At 71.6% G+C, this 16,507-nt stretch carries 14 protein-coding genes; 8 read left to right on the top strand and 6 right to left on the bottom strand.

The window, feature by feature from the left end; genetic code table 11:
- The first annotated feature begins 279 nt into the window (after nucleotides 1-279).
- Nucleotides 280-2,619, top strand: coding sequence for a RelA/SpoT family protein (locus tag BM076_RS09065; RefSeq protein ID WP_245795920.1), 2,340 nt, complete (start codon nucleotides 280-282; stop codon nucleotides 2,617-2,619).
- Between the two features lie 112 nt (nucleotides 2,620-2,731).
- On the opposite strand, the gene BM076_RS09060 is transcribed toward BM076_RS09065, so the two are convergent.
- A complete protein-coding gene (locus tag BM076_RS09060) occupies nucleotides 2,732-3,961 on the bottom strand; it encodes a DUF349 domain-containing protein (protein ID WP_093712906.1) in 1,230 nt (409 codons plus the stop codon).
- Between the two features lie 146 nt (nucleotides 3,962-4,107).
- Nucleotides 4,108-4,965 (bottom strand): peptidylprolyl isomerase, encoded by an 858-nt coding sequence (locus BM076_RS09055; protein WP_093712905.1) that lies wholly within the window; start codon nucleotides 4,963-4,965, stop codon nucleotides 4,108-4,110.
- Nucleotides 4,966-5,236: 271 nt separating this feature from the next.
- Here BM076_RS09055 and BM076_RS09050 point away from each other — a divergent pair, with 271 nt between their 5' ends.
- From BM076_RS09050 to BM076_RS09040, 3 genes are all read left to right on the top strand, one after another.
- Nucleotides 5,237-5,947, top strand: a complete 711-nt coding sequence (locus BM076_RS09050) for an MBL fold metallo-hydrolase (protein WP_093712904.1) — start codon at nucleotides 5,237-5,239, stop codon at nucleotides 5,945-5,947.
- A gap of 11 nt (nucleotides 5,948-5,958) precedes the next feature.
- Nucleotides 5,959-7,221: a histidine--tRNA ligase gene (gene hisS / locus BM076_RS09045; RefSeq protein WP_093712903.1), complete on the top strand. Its 1,263-nt coding sequence runs from the start codon at nucleotides 5,959-5,961 to the stop codon at nucleotides 7,219-7,221.
- 123 nt (nucleotides 7,222-7,344) lie between these two features.
- Nucleotides 7,345-7,992 (top strand): vitamin K epoxide reductase family protein, encoded by a 648-nt coding sequence (locus BM076_RS09040; protein ID WP_093712902.1) that lies wholly within the window; start codon nucleotides 7,345-7,347, stop codon nucleotides 7,990-7,992.
- 122 nt (nucleotides 7,993-8,114) lie between these two features.
- Here BM076_RS09040 and BM076_RS09035 read toward each other — a convergent pair whose 3' ends face one another.
- From BM076_RS09035 to BM076_RS09025, 3 genes are read right to left on the bottom strand one after another with little or no spacing between them, the layout of a single operon-like run.
- On the bottom strand, nucleotides 8,115-8,942 hold the full coding sequence (locus BM076_RS09035) for a 3-oxoacyl-ACP reductase (RefSeq protein ID WP_093712901.1): 828 nt from the start codon (nucleotides 8,940-8,942) through the stop codon (nucleotides 8,115-8,117).
- Nucleotides 8,943-8,948: 6 nt separating this feature from the next.
- The gene (locus tag BM076_RS09030) at nucleotides 8,949-10,310 is read right to left on the bottom strand and encodes an aldehyde dehydrogenase family protein (protein WP_093712900.1); all 1,362 of its coding nucleotides are present in this window, start codon (nucleotides 10,308-10,310) and stop codon (nucleotides 8,949-8,951) included.
- Nucleotides 10,311-10,323: 13 nt separating this feature from the next.
- Nucleotides 10,324-11,715 (bottom strand): glutamine synthetase family protein, encoded by a 1,392-nt coding sequence (locus tag BM076_RS09025; RefSeq protein ID WP_093712899.1) that lies wholly within the window; start codon nucleotides 11,713-11,715, stop codon nucleotides 10,324-10,326.
- A 72-nt stretch (nucleotides 11,716-11,787) separates the two neighbouring features.
- On the opposite strand from BM076_RS09025, the gene BM076_RS09020 reads away from it, so the two are divergent.
- The 3 genes from BM076_RS09020 (at nucleotide 11,788) to BM076_RS09010 (ending at nucleotide 14,910) form a co-directional block, all read left to right on the top strand.
- Nucleotides 11,788-12,519, top strand: a complete 732-nt coding sequence (locus BM076_RS09020; protein ID WP_093712898.1) for a FadR/GntR family transcriptional regulator — start codon at nucleotides 11,788-11,790, stop codon at nucleotides 12,517-12,519.
- A 302-nt stretch (nucleotides 12,520-12,821) separates the two neighbouring features.
- Nucleotides 12,822-13,535, top strand: coding sequence for a gamma-glutamyl-gamma-aminobutyrate hydrolase family protein (locus tag BM076_RS09015; RefSeq protein ID WP_322934715.1), 714 nt, complete (start codon nucleotides 12,822-12,824; stop codon nucleotides 13,533-13,535).
- A 10-nt stretch (nucleotides 13,536-13,545) separates the two neighbouring features.
- Nucleotides 13,546-14,910 (top strand): replication-associated recombination protein A, encoded by a 1,365-nt coding sequence (locus BM076_RS09010; protein ID WP_093712896.1) that lies wholly within the window; start codon nucleotides 13,546-13,548, stop codon nucleotides 14,908-14,910.
- A gap of 96 nt (nucleotides 14,911-15,006) precedes the next feature.
- Here the strand turns inward: BM076_RS09010 and BM076_RS09005 are convergent, their stop codons facing one another.
- A complete protein-coding gene (locus tag BM076_RS09005) occupies nucleotides 15,007-15,717 on the bottom strand; it encodes a DUF2470 domain-containing protein (protein WP_093713034.1) in 711 nt (236 codons plus the stop codon).
- Between the two features lie 133 nt (nucleotides 15,718-15,850).
- On the opposite strand from BM076_RS09005, the gene rpsD reads away from it, so the two are divergent.
- Nucleotides 15,851-16,465, top strand: coding sequence for a 30S ribosomal protein S4 (gene rpsD / locus BM076_RS09000; RefSeq protein ID WP_093712895.1), 615 nt, complete (start codon nucleotides 15,851-15,853; stop codon nucleotides 16,463-16,465).
- The last annotated feature ends 42 nt before the right edge of the window (nucleotides 16,466-16,507 follow it).

Raw genomic sequence — 16,507 nt, 5'->3', positions numbered from 1 at the left:
GCGGCGGGCCCTTCCACGGCCGCGTACGGCCCCTCGCAGCGTCCTGAGGCGGGCGCCCGGAACGTCCGGGCGCCCGCCTTTCGCCGCAGGTCGATACCATGGGTCCTCTACCCCGCGTGAGGAGTGCTCTTGCCAGACCAGGCCCAGCCACTCGACGCCGCGGGCGGCAACGAACCGTCCGCCGGCGGCAGCGGGACGTCCGCCGACAGCCGGAACACCGCTCCCGTCCCCGCGAAGGCGCCCCCGAAGCCCGCCCCGCCGCAGCCCGTCGCGCCCGCCGTGCGCCCGGTCCGCACGCCCGGCAGCGTCGCGCCGACCCGCCCGGGAGCCTCCTCCAGCCGCGTCCGCGCCCGCCTCGCGCGGCTCGGCGTCCAGCGCTCCAGCCCGTACAACCCGGTACTCGAACCGCTGCTGCGGGTCGTCCGCGGCAACGACCCGAAGGGCGACAGCGCGCAGCTGCGGCAGATCGAGCGGGCCTACCAGGTCGCCGAGCGCTGGCACCGCGGGCAGAAGCGCAAGAGCGGCGACCCGTACATCACGCATCCGCTGGCCGTCACCACGATCCTCGCCGAGCTGGGCATGGACCCGGCCACGCTGATGGCCGGGCTGCTGCACGACACCGTCGAGGACACCGAGTACGGCCTGGACGCGCTGCGCCGCGACTTCGGCGACCAGGTGGCGCTGCTGGTCGACGGCGTCACCAAGCTGGACAAGGTCAAATTCGGCGAGGCCGCGCAGGCCGAGACGGTGCGCAAGATGGTCGTCGCGATGGCCAAGGACCCCCGTGTCCTGGTGATCAAGCTCGCCGACCGGCTGCACAACATGCGCACGATGCGCTACCTCAAGCGGGAGAAGCAGGAGAAGAAGGCCCGCGAGACGCTGGAGATCTACGCCCCGCTGGCGCACCGGCTGGGCATGAACACCATCAAGTGGGAGCTGGAGGATCTCGCCTTCGCGATCCTCTACCCCAAGATGTACGACGAGATTGTCCGGCTGGTCGCCGAGCGCGCCCCCAAGCGCGACGAGTACCTGGCCGTCGTCACCGACCAGGTGCAGCAGGACCTGCGCGCCGCCCGGATCAAGGCCACCGTCACCGGCCGGCCCAAGCACTACTACAGCGTCTACCAGAAGATGATCGTCCGCGGCCGGGACTTCGCGGAGATCTACGACCTGGTGGGCATCCGCGTCCTGGTCGACACCGTCCGCGACTGCTACGCGGCGCTCGGCACCATCCACGCGCGGTGGAATCCGGTCCCCGGCCGGTTCAAGGACTACATCGCGATGCCCAAGTTCAACATGTACCAGTCGCTGCACACGACGGTCATCGGGCCCAGCGGCAAGCCGGTCGAACTCCAGATCCGCACCTTCGACATGCACCGCCGCGCCGAGTACGGCATCGCCGCGCACTGGAAGTACAAGCAGGAAGCGGTGGCCGGCGCCTCCAAGGTCCGTACCGACAGCCCGCGTTCGGACAAGAAGGACGACGCGGTCAACGACATGGCGTGGCTGCGCCAGCTGCTGGACTGGCAGAAGGAGACCGAGGACCCCGGCGAATTCCTGGAGTCGCTGCGCTTCGACCTCTCGCAGAACGAGGTCTTCGTCTTCACGCCCAAGGGCGACGTGATAGCGCTGCCGGCCGGCGCCACCCCGGTGGACTTCGCCTACGCGGTGCACACCGAGGTCGGCCACCGGACGATAGGAGCACGCGTCAACGGCCGCCTCGTACCGCTGGAGTCCACCCTGGACAACGGCGACACCGTCGAGGTCTTCACCTCCAAGGCGGCGGGCGCAGGACCGTCCCGCGACTGGCTCGGCTTCGTCAAGTCGCCGCGCGCCCGCAACAAGATCCGCGCCTGGTTCTCCAAGGAGCGCCGCGAGGAAGCCGTCGAACAGGGCAAGGAAGCCATCGCCCGCGCGATGCGCAAGCAGAATCTGCCGATCCAGCGGGTGCTCACCGGCGACTCGCTGGTCACCCTCGCGCACGAGATGCGCTACCCCGACATCTCCGCGCTGTACGCGGCGATCGGCGAGGGGCACATCACCGCGCAGTCCGTGGTGCAGAAGCTGGTCGACGCGCTCGGCGGCGAGGAGGGCGCCACCGAGGACATCGCGGAGATCACCACCCCGACGCAAGGCCGCACCAAGCGGCGGGCCAACGCCGATCCTGGCGTCATCGTCAAGGGCACCACCGATGTGTGGGTCAAGCTCTCGCGCTGCTGCACCCCCGTGCCCGGCGACCCGATCATCGGCTTCGTGACCCGCGGCAACGGCGTCTCGGTGCACCGCGCGGACTGCGTCAACGTGGACTCCCTCTCGCAGCAGCCCGAGCGGATGATCGAGGTCGAATGGGCGCCCACCCAGTCCTCGGTCTTCCTGGTCGCCATCCAGGTCGAGGCGCTCGACCGGTCCCGGCTGCTCTCGGACGTCACACGGGTGCTGTCCGACCAGCACGTCAACATCCTGTCCGCGGCCGTCCAGACCTCCCGCGACCGGGTCGCCACCTCCCGCTTCACCTTCGAGATGGGCGACCCCAAGCACCTGGGTCACGTCCTGAAGGCCGTCCGCGGCGTCGAGGGCGTCTACGACGTGTACCGCGTCACCTCGGGCCGCCAGCGCTGACGGCGGCGCACAGGCGGACACACGGGGGCGCACACGGGCACATATACGGGCAGGCATACGGCGGCCCCGGCGCGAAGTCCGCGCCGGGGCCGCCGTATGCGGTCCGTCCGGCTCAGCCGCCGAACTCGCCCATGCCCTTGAGTGCCGCGTCCAGCAGGGCCTGGCGGCCCGCCAGCTCGGACTGGAGCTTGTCGGCCTTCGCGGTGTTCCCGGCCGCACGCGCCGCGTCGATCTGCGACTGGAGCTTGTCGACCGCCGCCTGGAGCTGACCGGTGAGACCGGCCGCCCGGGCCCGGACCTCCGGGTTGGTGCGCCGCCACTCGGCTTCCTCGGAGTCGGCCAGTGCCCGCTCCACGGCGTGCATCCGCGCCTCGATCCGCGGCCGCGCGTCCCGCGGCACGTGCCCGATCGCCTCCCACCGCTCGTTGAGCGAGCGGAAGGCCGCGCGCGCCGCCTTCAGGTCCGTCACCGGCAGCAGCTTCTCCGCCTCGACGACCAGCTCCTCCTTGAGCGCGAGATTGTCCCGCTGCTCGGAGTCCCGCTCGGCGAACACCTCGGCCCGGGCGGCGAAGAACACGTCCTGGGCGCCGCGGAAGCGGTTCCACAGGTCGTCCTCGGCCTCGCGCTGCGCGCGCCCGGCCGCCTTCCAGTCCGACATCAGCTCGCGGTAGCGGGCTGCGGTCGGCCCCCAGTCCGTGGAACCCGACAGCGACTGCGCCTCGGTGACCAGCTTCTCCTTCGTCCGCCTGGCCTCCTCGCGCTGCGCGTCCAGCGACGCGAAGTGCGCCTTGCGGCGCTTGGAGAACACCGAACGGGCGTGGCTGAAGCGGTGCCACAGCTCGTCGTCGGCCTTGCGGTCAAGACGCGGCAGACCCTTCCAGGTGTCCACCAGCGCGCGCAGCCGCTCGCCGGCGGTCCGCCACTGCTCGCTCTCGGCGAGCTGCTCGGCCTCGGCGACCAGCTGCTCCTTGGCGACCTTGGCCTCTTCGCTCTGCTTGGCCCTGGCCGCCTTGCGCTCCTCGCGCCGGGAGTCCACCAGGGCCACCAGTGCGTCCAGCCGTTCGCCCAGCGCCGCCAGATCGCCCACCGCGTGCGCCTCGGTGACCGAGACCCGCAGGTGCTCGATCGCGGTCAACGCGTCCTTCGGGGCGAGATCGGTGGTCCGGACGCGCCGTTCGAGGAGGCCGATCTCCACGACGAGCCCCTCGTACTTGCGCTCGAAGTACGCGAGCGCCTCATCGGGCGATCCCGCCTGCCACGAACCGACCTCCTTCTCCCCGTCGGCCGTACGCACGTACACGGTCCCCGTCTCATCGACGCGGCCCCACGGGTCGCTGCTCACAGCGCCTCCTCCACGTGATGCCCGGCCGGCTCGCGGCACACGGGCATCGTCCACAGAATTTCACCGACCGGGCCGCACGCCCCGACCGGTCCAACGCCAACATAGGCGACCAGCGCCCCGGCTGTCCGCATCCGGTGCGGGCCCAATCAGGATTTGCTGACGGTCGCCTTGTCGATCACCACGGTGGCGTTCGGCGCTCCGTCGCCCTGGCCGGTGGACTCACCGGCGCCCGCGATCTTGGTGAGCACCTTCAGGCCGGCCGCGTCGATCGTGCCGAACGGGGTGTAGCTCGGGGCCAGCGGACTGTCCTTGTAGACCAGGAAGAACTGGCTGCCGCCGGTGTGCGGCTGGCCGGTGTTGGCCATCGCCACGGTGCCCGCCGGGTACGTCACGGTGCCCTGCGCGTCCGCCTTGCCCAGCGAGGTCAGATTCTCGTCCGGGATGGTGTAGCCGGGTCCGCCGTTGCCCTGTCCCGTGGGGTCGCCGCACTGAAGGACGTAAATGCCGTTGGTGACCAGCCGGTGGCACTTGGAGTGGTCGAAGAAGCCCTTGTCCGCGAGGAATTTGAAGGAATTCACGGTGTCCGGGGCCTTCGCCGCGTCCAGCGCGATCGGGATCGAACCGCACGTGGTCTGGAGCGTGAAGGTGTATTTCGCGCTCTTGTCGATCGCCATTTTCGGCTCGGTCTTCCACTGCGCGGTGCTGGGCTTGCCTGCCGCCGCCTTGTTGCACGGGTCCGGCGCCTTCGCCGTCGGCGAGGTGGACGCGGAGGCCGAGGCGGACGGGGTCGCCGCATTCGCGGCGTCGTCCTTCTTCTTGCTGTCGCTGCTGTCGAAAGCGCCCGCTGCCCAGGCCGTACCGCCGCCGATGACGACCACGGCGAGCACGGCGGCGATCACCGAATTGCGCGTACGCGACTTGCGGCGCATCTGCACCCGTCGCTGCTGCTGCCGCTCGAACTTCTCACGGGCGAGCTGCCGCCGCCGCTGATCCTTGGTGACCACTTCGCCGTCTCCCGGTCGTGTCTGTGTCGTGTCTGGGTGGTGCCGTGCAATGCTGTGTGCGGACTGTGTTCCGGCACCTCGAACGTGAATGCGCGTGCCGCAGATCTTCGCGGTATGCGCGTCCCCCGTCCAGTCCGCACGCGGTCCGATGAGGGCACAATACGAGTTCGCGGCGGCGGTGCCGCGGCCGGTAGGCTCGATGACCACCGAGCCATCACCGCCGTATCACCGACGAACACCGCCACGGTCCGCGGACGACGTAAGGACGAACGTGCTCATTGCCGGGTTCCCCGCCGGGGCCTGGGGCACCAATTGTTATGTGGTCGCCCCCGCCGCCGGTGAGGAGTGCGTGATCATCGACCCGGGCCACCTCGCGGTCCAGGGCGTCGAGGAGACACTCGCCAAGCACCGACTCAAGCCCGTCGCCGTCGTCCTGAGCCACGGCCACATCGACCATGTCGCCTCCGTCGTCCCGGTCTGCGGCGCGCACGACGTGCCCGCCTGGATCCACCCGGAGGACCGGTACATGCTCAGCGACCCCGAGAAGGCGCTCGGCCGCGCCATCGGGCAGCCGCTGATGGGCGAGCTGACCATCGGCGAGCCGGACGACGTCAAGGAGCTGGCCGACGGCGCCGCGCTGACGGTGGCAGGTCTGGAGTTCTCCGTCGCGCACGCGCCCGGCCATACCAGGGGGTCGGTGACGTTCAGGCTGCCCGAGACCGCCGACATCCCGTCGGTGCTGTTCTCCGGCGACCTGCTCTTCGCCGGCTCCGTCGGACGCACCGACCTGCCCGGCGGCTCCACGGCCGAGCTGTACGAGTCGCTGGCCCGCGTGTGCCTGCCGCTCGACGACTCGACCGTGGTGCTCTCCGGCCACGGCCCCCAGACGACCATCGGCCGCGAGCGTGCCACCAACCCCTTCCTGGGAGAGGCGGCCCGCGGCCAAGGAGCCGAAGACCCGGCTCCGCGACGAGGATTGTGACGACTTCTGCTGTGAGCACGTTCCAGGCCCCCAAGGGCACCTACGATCTGCTGCCGCCCGACTCCGCGGTCTTCCTCGCGGTGCGCGAGGCCATCGCGGCGCCGCTGCGGAACGCCGGATACGGCTACGTCGAGACCCCCGGCTTCGAGAATGTGGAGCTGTTCTCGCGCGGTGTCGGTGAGTCCACCGACATCGTCTCCAAGGAGATGTACGCCTTCGAGACCAAGGGCGGCGACAAGCTGGCGTTGCGCCCGGAGGGCACCGCGTCCGTGCTGCGCGCGGCCCTGGAGGCCAACCTCCACAAGCTGGGCAATCTGCCGGTCAAGCTCTGGTACTCCGGCTCGTACTACCGCTACGAGCGGCCGCAGAAGGGCCGCTACCGCCACTTCTCGCAGGTCGGCGCCGAGGCGATCGGCGCCGAGGACCCGGTGCTCGACGCCGAGCTGATCGTGCTGGCCGACCAGGCGTACCGCTCGCTGGGCCTGCGGAATTTCCGCATCCTGCTCAACAGCCTGGGCGACAAGGAGTGCCGGCCGGTCTACCGGGAGGCGCTCCAGGGCTTCCTGCGCGGCCTCGACCTGGACGAGGAGACCCGCCGCAGGATCGAGATCAATCCGCTGCGAGTGCTGGACGACAAGCGCGACGCCGTACAGAAGCAGCTGGTCGGGGCGCCGATGCTGCGCGACTACCTGTGCGACGCGTGCAAGGCGTATCACGAAGAGGTGCGCGAGCTGCTCGGGGCACAGGGCGTGGCCTTCGAGGACGACCCGAAGCTGGTGCGCGGCTTGGACTACTACACCCGCACCACCTTCGAATTCGTCCACGACGGCCTCGGCTCGCAGTCCGCGGTCGGCGGCGGCGGGCGCTACGACGGCCTGTCCGAGATGATCGGCGGCCCGTCGCTGCCGTCCGTCGGCTGGGCGCTCGGCGTGGACCGTACGGTGCTGGCGCTGGAGGCGGAGGGCGTCACGGCCGCCGTCCCGGCGACCACCGCGGTCTTCGGGGTGCCGCTCGGCGACGAGGCCCGGCGGGTGCTGTTCGGCACGGTCACCGAGCTGCGCAAGGCCGGGGTCGCGGCGGACCTGGCGTACGGCGGCAAGGGGCTCAAGGCCGCCATGAAGGCCGCCAACCGCTCCGGCGCGCGGTTCGCGCTGGTCGCGGGGGAGCGGGACCTGGCCGAGGGCGTCGTCCAGCTCAAGGACCTGGACAGCGGCGAGCAGGCGCCGGTCCGGCTGGAGGAGATCGTGACGACCGTCAAGGAGCGGCTCGCCTGATCCCTCGTCCGTGTGCTGTCGGGTCCACTTCCGTGTACCGGGGCGTGCAGGGCTTATCCAGTCCTGACCGCCCTGGTGCACAATGTTGGGTGCCCGCTCCCCACGACTAAGAGATCGGCGATCATGACGACTTCCGCGTTGGACGAGACGCGTACGGACGGCGGCGGCGACGAACGCCCGGCCGTGCAGGAAATCGGAGCGGGCCGCGGCTTCACCTGGCTGCTGGCGATCTGCGGGCTGCTCGGCACCGTCGCGTCGTTCGTCATCACCGATGACAAGTTCAAGCTGCTGGAAGACCCCAATTACACGCCCGCGTGCAGCCTGAACCCGATCATCTCCTGCGGCAACATCATGAAGAGCGACCAGGCCCACGCGTTCGGCTTCCCGAACCCGATGATCGGTCTGATCGCCTACCCGATCATGCTGTGCGTGGCCATGGGCATCTTCGCCGGTGCCCGGTACCGCCCCTGGTTCTGGCTCGGCCTCCAGGCCGGCACCCTGTTCGGCGTCGGATTCGTCACCTGGCTCCAGTACCAGTCGCTGTACAGCATCGGCTCGCTCTGCCTGTGGTGCTGCCTGGCCTGGACGGTGACCATCGCCGCCTTCTGGTACACGCTGGTGCACAACATCAAGCACCGGATCATCAAAGTGCCGGACGGTGCGCGCAGCGCGGTGCTGGAGTTCCACTGGGTGGTCCCCGTGCTCTGGTACGGCGTGATCATCCTGCTGATCCTGACCCGCTGGTGGTCGTACTGGAAGACGCTGGTCTGACGACGCTGGTCTGACGACGCCGGTCCGACGACGCCGGTCCGAGGACGCCGGTCCGAGACCGAACGCAGAACGCGGAACGCCGCCGCCCGATGCCGGGCGGCGGCGTTCGCGGTTCCGGGCGGCTACAGCGGGGTGACGTAGGCGCCGGAGATGCCGCCGTCCACCAGGAATTCGGCGGCCGTGACGAAACCGGCGTCGTCGCTGGCGAGGAAGGCCACGGCGGCGGCGATCTCCTCGGCCGCCGCGAACCGCCCCAGCGGAATGTGCACCAGGCGCCGCGCCGCCCGCTCCGGGTCCTTCGCGAACAGCTCCCGCAGCAGTGGGGTGTCGACCGGCCCGGGGCACAGCGCGTTCACCCGGATCCCCTCGCGCGCGAACTGCACACCCAGCTCCCGGGTCATCGCCAGCACCCCGCCCTTGGACGCGGTGTAGGAGATCTGCGACGTCGCCGCGCCCATCACCGCCACGAAGGACGCGGTGTTGATGATCGACCCCTTGCCCTGCGCGCGCATGTACGGCAGCGCGGCCTTGCAGCACAGGTAGACCGAGGTCAGATTGACCTCCTGCACCCTGCGCCAGGCGTCCAGCCCGGTGGTCAGGATCGAGTCGTCGTCGGGCGGTGAGATCCCGGCGTTGTTGAAGGCGATGTCGACCGAGCCGTAGGTGTCGTGCGCGGCCCGGAAGAGCGCCTCGACCTGGTCCGGATCCGTCACGTCGGTGGCGACGAAGATCCCGCCGGTCCGCTCGGCTGCGGCCCGCCCGCTGTCGGCGTCGATGTCGGCGACGACGACCCGGGCACCCTCGGAGGCGAACCGCAGGGCGGTCGCCAGGCCGATGCCGCTGCCGCCGCCGGTCACGACGGCGGTACGCCCGACCAGGCGCCGGCAGACCGCCTGCCCGGTGGTGGTGTCCGCCGCGGCGGGCACGGATTGCTGCGTGGTGTCCGGCATGCGCTGCTACTCCTCGGTGCTGATGAAGACGTTCTTGGTCTCGGTGAAGGCGACAAGCGCGTCGGGGCCCAGTTCCCGGCCGAGGCCGGACTGCTTGAAGCCGCCGAAGGGCGTCCAGTAGCGCACGCTGCTGTGCGAGTTGACCGACAGATTGCCCGCCGCGACACCGCGCGCCAGCCGCAGCGCGCGGCCCAGGTCGCGGGTCCACAGCGAACCGGACAGGCCGTAGGGTGTGGCGTTCGCCAGCCGCAGCGCGTCCGCCTCGTCGTCGAAGGGCAGCACGATCGCCACCGGGCCGAAGATCTCCTCGGTCGCGGCCGGCAGCGGCGCGGCGGCCGGGTGCAGGACGGTCGGCGGGTACCAGAAGCCGGGCCCCTCCGGCACCGATCCGCGGGCGATCAGGCCCAGGTCGTCCGGTACGTAGCCGCGGACCCGCTCCAATTGCGCCGCCGAGATCAGCGGCCCCATCGCGGTCTGCGGATCGGCCGGGTCGCCGACCTTGACCGCGCGCACGGCGGACGCCAGCCGGTCGGTGAATTCGTCGAGGACGTCCCGCTGCACCAGGATCCTGGTCCGGGCGCAGCAGTCCTGTCCCGCGTTGTCCAGGAAGGCCATCGGGTCGGCGGCGCGCTCCAGGTCGGCGTCGGCGAAGACGACGGACGGGCTCTTGCCGCCGAGTTCGAGAGTGAGCCGTTTGACCCGCGCGGCGCACTGCTCCATGATCCGCCGGCCGACCGCCGTGGAACCGGTGAAGACGATCTTCCGTACGTCCGGGTGCTCGACCAGCCGCGCCCCGGCGACCGGGCCCGCGCCCGGCAGCACCTGGAACAGATGCTCGGGCAGCCCGGCGGCCAGGGCGAGTTCGGCCAGCCGCAGGGCGGTCAGCGGGGTGGTCTCGGCCGGCTTGAGCAGCACCGCGTTGCCCGCGGCCAGGGCCGGGGCGAGGCCCCAGGCGGCGATCGGCATCGGGAAATTCCACGGCACGATGACGCCGACCACGCCCAGCGGTTCGTGGAAGGTCAGATCGATACCGCCCGCGACCGGGATCTGACGACCCGTCAAACGTTCGACGCCGCCGGCCGCGTACTCCAGCAGGTCCCGGACATTGCCCGCCTCCCAGCGGGCGTTGCCCACCGTATGGCCGGCCTCCCGCACCTCCAGCAGTGCCAGCTCCTCCAGGTGCGCGTCGACCTCGGCGGCGAACCGCCGCAGCAGCCGGGCGCGTTCGCCCGGTGCCAGTTCCGCCCAGGCGTGCTGCGCCCGCACCGCGGCGGCCACCGCCGCGTCCACGCCCTCCGGCGAGGTCGCCGGGACCGTCGCGATGACCTCCTCGGTCGCCGGATTCAGTACGTCGTGGCTCTCCCGCATCCGCCGTCGCCCCCTACATCCGCTCGAAGGAGCGGAACCGCTCCCAGTCGGTGACCGCGGTGTCGAACTGCTGCTGCTCGACCCGGGCCATGTTCGCGTAGTGCGCCACCACCTCGGCGCCGAACGCCGCCTCGGCCAAGGCGCTGTCCGACCACAGCGCGGCGGCCTCCCGCAGCGAGCCGGGCACTTGTGCGTACGCCTCGGTGTAGGCGTTGCCCGTGCAGGGCTCGGGCAGCTCCAACTCCCGCTCGATGCCGTGCAGTCCGGCCGCGACCATCGCGGCGACCGCCAGGTACGGATTGACGTCGCCGCCCGGCACCCGGTTCTCCAGCCGCAGCGAGGCGCCGTGCCCGACCACGCGCAACGCGCAGGTGCGGTTGTCGCGGCCCCAGGCGACGGCGGTGGGTGCGAAGGAGCCGGGGCGGAAGCGCTTGTAGGAGTTGATGTTGGGCGCGTAGAGCAGCGCGAAGTCGCGCAGGGCGGCGAGCTGGCCCGCCAGGAAGTGCCGCATCAGCGGGGACATCGCGGCGGGATCGGAGGTGTGGGCGGAGCCGTGGGTCGCGGGGTCGGCCATCGCCGGGACGCCGTCCCGGTCGCGGAGCGAGAGATGGACATGGCAGGAATTGCCCTCGCGCTCGTCGAACTTCGCCATGAAGGTGACCGCCATGCCCTCCTGGGCGGCGATCTCCTTGGCCCCGGTCTTGTAGACGCTGTGCTGGTCGCAGGTGGTCAGCGCCTCGTCGTAGCGGAACACCACCTCGTGCTGGCCGAGGTTGCACTCGCCCTTGGCGGACTCCGGGGTCAGCCCGGCGCCCGCCATCTCCGTACGCAGCCGGCGCAGCAGCGGCTCGACGCGGGCGGTGGCCAGTACCGAGTAGTCGGCGTTGTACTGATTGGCCGGGGTCAGACCGCGGTAGCCGCTGTCCCAGGCCCGCTCGTAGGTGTCACGGAAGACCAGGAATTCCAGCTCGGTGCCGACATGGGCGGTCAGCCCGCGCTCGGCCAGCCGGTCGAGCTGCTGCCGCAGGATCTGCCGCGGCGACGCGGCCACCGGACCGCCGTCCTCCCACGCCAGATCGGCCAGCAGCAGCGCGGTGCCGTCCTGCCAGGGGACGCGGCGCAGCGTGGACGGGTCGGGGCGCATCGCGAAGTCGCCGTAGCCCCGCTCCCAGGACGACATCGCGTAGCCGTCCACGGTGTTGAGGTCGATGTCGACGGCGAGCAGGTAGTTGCAGCCCTCGGAGCCGTGCGCCAGCACCTCGTCGAGGAAGAACGGGGCGGCGAAGCGCTTGCCCTGGAGGCGCCCCTGCATATCGGTGAAGGCCAGCACGACGGTGTGGATCTCGCCCGCCGCCACCAGCGACCGCAGGGCGTCGACGGTGAGCGGGGGAGTGCGTTCTGCCACAGCGGGACCTCTCGAATCGGTCGGAAGACTTAAGGTATGGGTACGGACCATTGAAGGGAAGGGGGCCCGCCCATGGCGGAGCGCGCGGTCGCGGAACCGGCGGTCGCCGCCGATCCGCTCGGCACGGTGCTGCGGCCCGTACGCGGCGGCAACGGCTTCGAGGAGGCGGTGGAGCGGCTGCTCCAAGTGGTACGGCTCGGGCTGGTGCCGGTCGGCGGCCGGCTGCCCGCCGAGCGGGATCTGGCCGGGCGGCTCGCGATCAGCCGGGTCACCCTGCGGGAGGCGCTGCGCGTGCTGCACGAACAGGGCCTGATCGAGAGCCGCAGGGGGCGGCAGGGCGGCACCTTCGTACGGGCCGCGCCGCCGCCCGGGGCGGGGCTGCCCGTCGACGCGGCCGGTCTTGAGGACCTGCTGCGCTTCCGCGAGGTGCTGGAAGTGGGCGCCGCCGGGCTCTGCGCCCGCGCCGGACTCACCGGCGCGGACGCGGCGTTGCTGCGGGCGCGGCTACGGGACACCGGGGACGCCGCCATCGACGGCTACCGGCGCGCCGACACCCTCTTCCACCTCGCGCTGGCCGAGCTGTCCGGCTCCCCGTCCCTGGCCCGCCAGTACGCGGCCGTCCGGGCCCGCCTCAACGAACTCCTCGACGGCATCCCCATGCTGATCCGCAACATCGAGCACTCCCAGGCCCAGCACGCCGCCCTGACCGCCGCCGTCCTCACCCCCGACGCCCCCCGCGCCGAAGCCCTCGCCCGCGCCCACACCTCCGCCACGGCCTCGCTCCTGCGAGGTTTCCTGTCCTGACTCCGGCTTTGTCCGGCCCGCGCCGACTCGGCGCTCACCGCGTGCCGGGCCCGGCACGGCACCGCCGGACTGCGCCGTCTCGGACCCCGCCGTCGCGGCGGACAGAAGATCGGCATGCTGCCGGGCTGCGGCTACCGCATGACGGGCTCCGCCCGGCGGGTGATGTCTGTACCCCGGGGGCGCGCTTGGTTCCGCCGCCGCGGCGGGATGCGAGACGTTGTCCGGCGGTGCCGGGAGTTTTGGGTGCGGCGCCCGGCAGGGGAGAGCTAAGGTCCTCGCAGCAACCAATGCCCGGAGGGCACATGGCTTTGGTCGGGATCACCACGTATCTGGAGCGGGCGCGCTGGGGGGTGTGGGACACCGAGGCGGTGCTGCTGCCCGCAGGGTATCCGCGGCTGGTGCGGGAGGCGGGCGGGGTCGCGGTGCTGCTGCCGCCCGACGTGGCGGAGGCGGCCGGTGAGGCCGTGGGCCGGATGGACGCGGTCATCGTGGCGGGCGGCCCCGATGTGGGGCCCGAACACTACGGGCAGCCGCGGCACCCGCGGACCGGCCCGCCCGCGCCGGAGCGCGACACGTGGGAGACCGCCGTGCTGCGCGCCGCGCTGGACAGCGGCACCCCTGTGCTCGGCATCTGCCGCGGCATGCAACTGCTGAACGTGCTGCACGGCGGCACCCTGCTCCAGCACCTGCCCGACCGCGTCGGCCACGACGCCCACGCCCCGACGCCCGGCGTCTTCGGCGAGCACCGCGTCACCCCCGTCCCCGGCACCCTGCTGGCCCGCGTCCTGCCGGGACCGCAGACCGTACCGACGTACCACCACCAGGCGGTGGACCGCCTCGGCGCCGGTCTGGAAGCCGCCGCGCACGCGGACGACGGCACCGTGGAAGCCGTCGAGGTGCCGGGCGCCCGCTTCGCCCTCGGCGTCCAGTGGCACCCGGAGAACGCCACCGACCCGCGCCTGGTCGAAGCGCTGCTCGCGGCCGCCGCGGACCGGAGTGTCCGACCCACGAATTAGGCTGCTGGACGTGGAGCCAGATCTGTTCACCGCAGCCGCAGAGGACCGTCAGGAACGGGAGCCGGGCAGCAGCCCGCTCGCCGTACGGATGCGGCCCCGTACCCTCGACGAGGTCGTCGGGCAGCAGCACCTGCTGCGCCCCGGCTCACCGCTGCGCCGCCTGGTGGCCGACGGCGGCGGCCCGGCGGGCGCCTCCTCGGTGATCCTGTGGGGCCCGCCCGGCACGGGCAAGACGACCCTCGCGTACGTGGTCAGCAAGGCCACCGACAAGCGCTTCGTGGAACTGTCGGCGATCACCGCGGGCGTCAAGGAGGTCCGCGCGGTCATCGAGAGCGCCAAGCGCCAGTCCGGCGCCTACCAGCGCGAGACGGTGCTGTTCCTCGACGAGATCCACCGCTTCAGCAAGGCCCAGCAGGACTCCCTGCTGCCCGCCGTGGAGAACCGCTGGGTCACGCTCATCGCGGCCACCACCGAGAATCCGTACTTCTCGGTGATCTCGCCGCTGCTGTCCCGCTCGCTGCTGCTGACGCTGGAGCCGCTCACCGACGACGACCTGCGCGGGGTGCTGCGCCGCGCGGTGAGCGACGAGCGCGGTCTCGGCGGCGCCGTGACGCTGCCCGAGGACGCCGAGGAACACCTGCTGCGGATCGCCGGCGGCGACGCCCGCCGCGCCCTGACCGCCCTGGAGGCGGGTGTCGGCTCGGCGCTCGACAAGGGCGAGGACACCCTGACGCTGGCCACCCTGGAGGAGTCCGTCGACCGCGCCGCGGTCCGCTACGACCGGGACGGTGACCAGCATTACGACGTCGCCAGCGCCCTGATCAAGTCGATCCGCGGCTCCGACGTGGACGCGGCGCTGCACTATCTGGCCCGGATGATCGACGCGGGCGAGGACCCGCGCTTCATCGCGCGCCGCCTGATGATCTCCGCGAGCGAGGACATCGGCCTCGCCGACCCGACGGCGCTGCCGACCGCCGTCGCCGCCGCGCAGGCCGTGGCGATGATCGGCTTTCCCGAGGCCGCCCTGACGCTGAGCCACGCGACCATCGCGCTGGCGCTCGCCCCGAAGTCCAACGCGGCCACCACCGCGATCGGCGCGGCGCTCGCGGACGTACGGGCGGGCAAGGCCGGCCCCGTACCGGCGCATCTGCGCGACGGCCATTACAAGGGCGCCGCCAAGCTCGGGCACGCGCAGGGCTATGTGTACCCGCACGACGTGCCCGGCGGTATCGCGGCCCAGCAGTACGCGCCGGACGAATTGCGCGACCGCCGCTACTACGAACCCACCCGGCACGGCACCGAGGCCCGTTACGCGGACGTCCTGGACCGGGTCAGGGAGCGGCTGTCCGGTTCGGCGGGCGCCACCGAGGACTGACACCCGCCGGAATTCAGCGCCCGCGCCGTTACGACTTCCGTGCCGTTACGACTCGCGCGCCGTTACGAGCCCCGCACCGTCATGAGTCCCGGGCCGCTACGAGTCCCGCGCCGCCTCGAAGAGGACGAGCATGGAACGGCGCAGGCCGTCCCGGTCCTCGACCGGCTCGGGGAAGTCGAAACGGGCGTCGAAGACGCCGTCGTCGCCGGTGAAGCGGACCCGCAGCCCGAAGCGGTCGAGCGCCAGCGGCACCGCGGCCACGGCGGACGGGTCCGCGTCGCCGCACGGCAGCCCGGAGCGGCCGACCAGGCCGCACAGCAGCCCGACGTCCGGGCCGTGCGCCGCGGCCAGGTGCTGGAGCAGCTCCGTCTCGCAGCAGGCCAGCGGATCGGCGGCGGCGTCCGCGAACTCGTCCGGCTCCACCAGGGCCGCGCCCCACAGGTCGTCGAGCGAGATCTCGCCGGTCTCCAGCCGCACCAGCGTCGTACCGGCCTGCGGGGTGCCGCCGGGCACCGCCGTCAGCCAGCCGGCGACCCAGGCCCGGCCGCGGATCCGGTGCGGCACTGCGACCGGCGCCACATCCGTGATTTCCAGCACAGCCTCGATCTCCTCGCCGTCCGCGGCCAGGACCACGCGCACCACGGGCGATTCGTCCGGGAACAGCAGGAACACGTCTCCCGTCGGGCAGACCGACCGCCGCAGCGGCGTCATGTCGTCGGCCGGGCCCGTGACCAGGCCGGGGACCGTCATCACCGCGGACGCGTTATTCTCGACGAGAGTTCGCGCGCGTTCGGCTGCCGAAGGCAGCCGGGGCGCTTCTTCCGCTTCGGGACGCGGCTGACCGTGCGCTGGTACGCCAGACATGGGGTTCCCGGGTCGAATCATGCGATCTCCTCAGCTAAGGTAAGCCTTACCTAATTTACACGGAGGTTCGACGCACGTGAATCAGTCGCGTCCCAAGGTCAAGAAGTCCCGGGCGCTGGGCATCGCGCTCACCCCGAAGGCGGTCAAGTACTTCGAGGCCCGCCCCTACCCGCCCGGTGAGCACGGCCGTGGTCGCAAGCAGAACAGCGACTACAAGACCCGGCTGCTGGAGAAGCAGCGGCTGCGCGCGCAGTACGACATCAGCGAGCGGCAGATGCAGCGCGCGTACGACCGGGCCAAGAAGGTCTCCGGCCTGCGGACCGGCGACGCGCTGATCATCGAGCTGGAGCGGCGCCTCGACGCGCTCGTGCTCCGCGCCGGCCTGGCCCGTACGATCTACCAGTCGCGCCAGATGGTCGTGCACGGCCACATCGAGGTCAACGGCCGCAAGGTCGACAAGCCGTCCTACCGGGTCCGTCCGGACGACGTCGTGACGGTCCGCGAGCGGTCCCGCGAGAAGACGCCCTTCATCGTCGCCCGCGAGGGCGGCTGGGCGGGCGAGGGCGAGACGCCCCGCTACCTCCAGACCAATCTCCAGGCGCTGGCCTTCCGTCTCGACCGCGACCCCAACCGCAACGAGATCCCGGTCATCTGCGACGAGCAGCTCGTCGTCGAGTACTACGCCCGCTGATCCCTTCAGCGCGGCAGCGTGCCGACCAGGGGCGCGGGGACA

This window comes from Actinacidiphila alni (assembly GCF_900112845.1).
Taxonomy (GTDB): domain Bacteria; phylum Actinomycetota; class Actinomycetes; order Streptomycetales; family Streptomycetaceae; genus Actinacidiphila; species Actinacidiphila alni.
The sequence above is the reverse complement of the archived record's forward strand: the minus strand, read 5'-3'. Positions and strand labels throughout refer to the sequence as shown.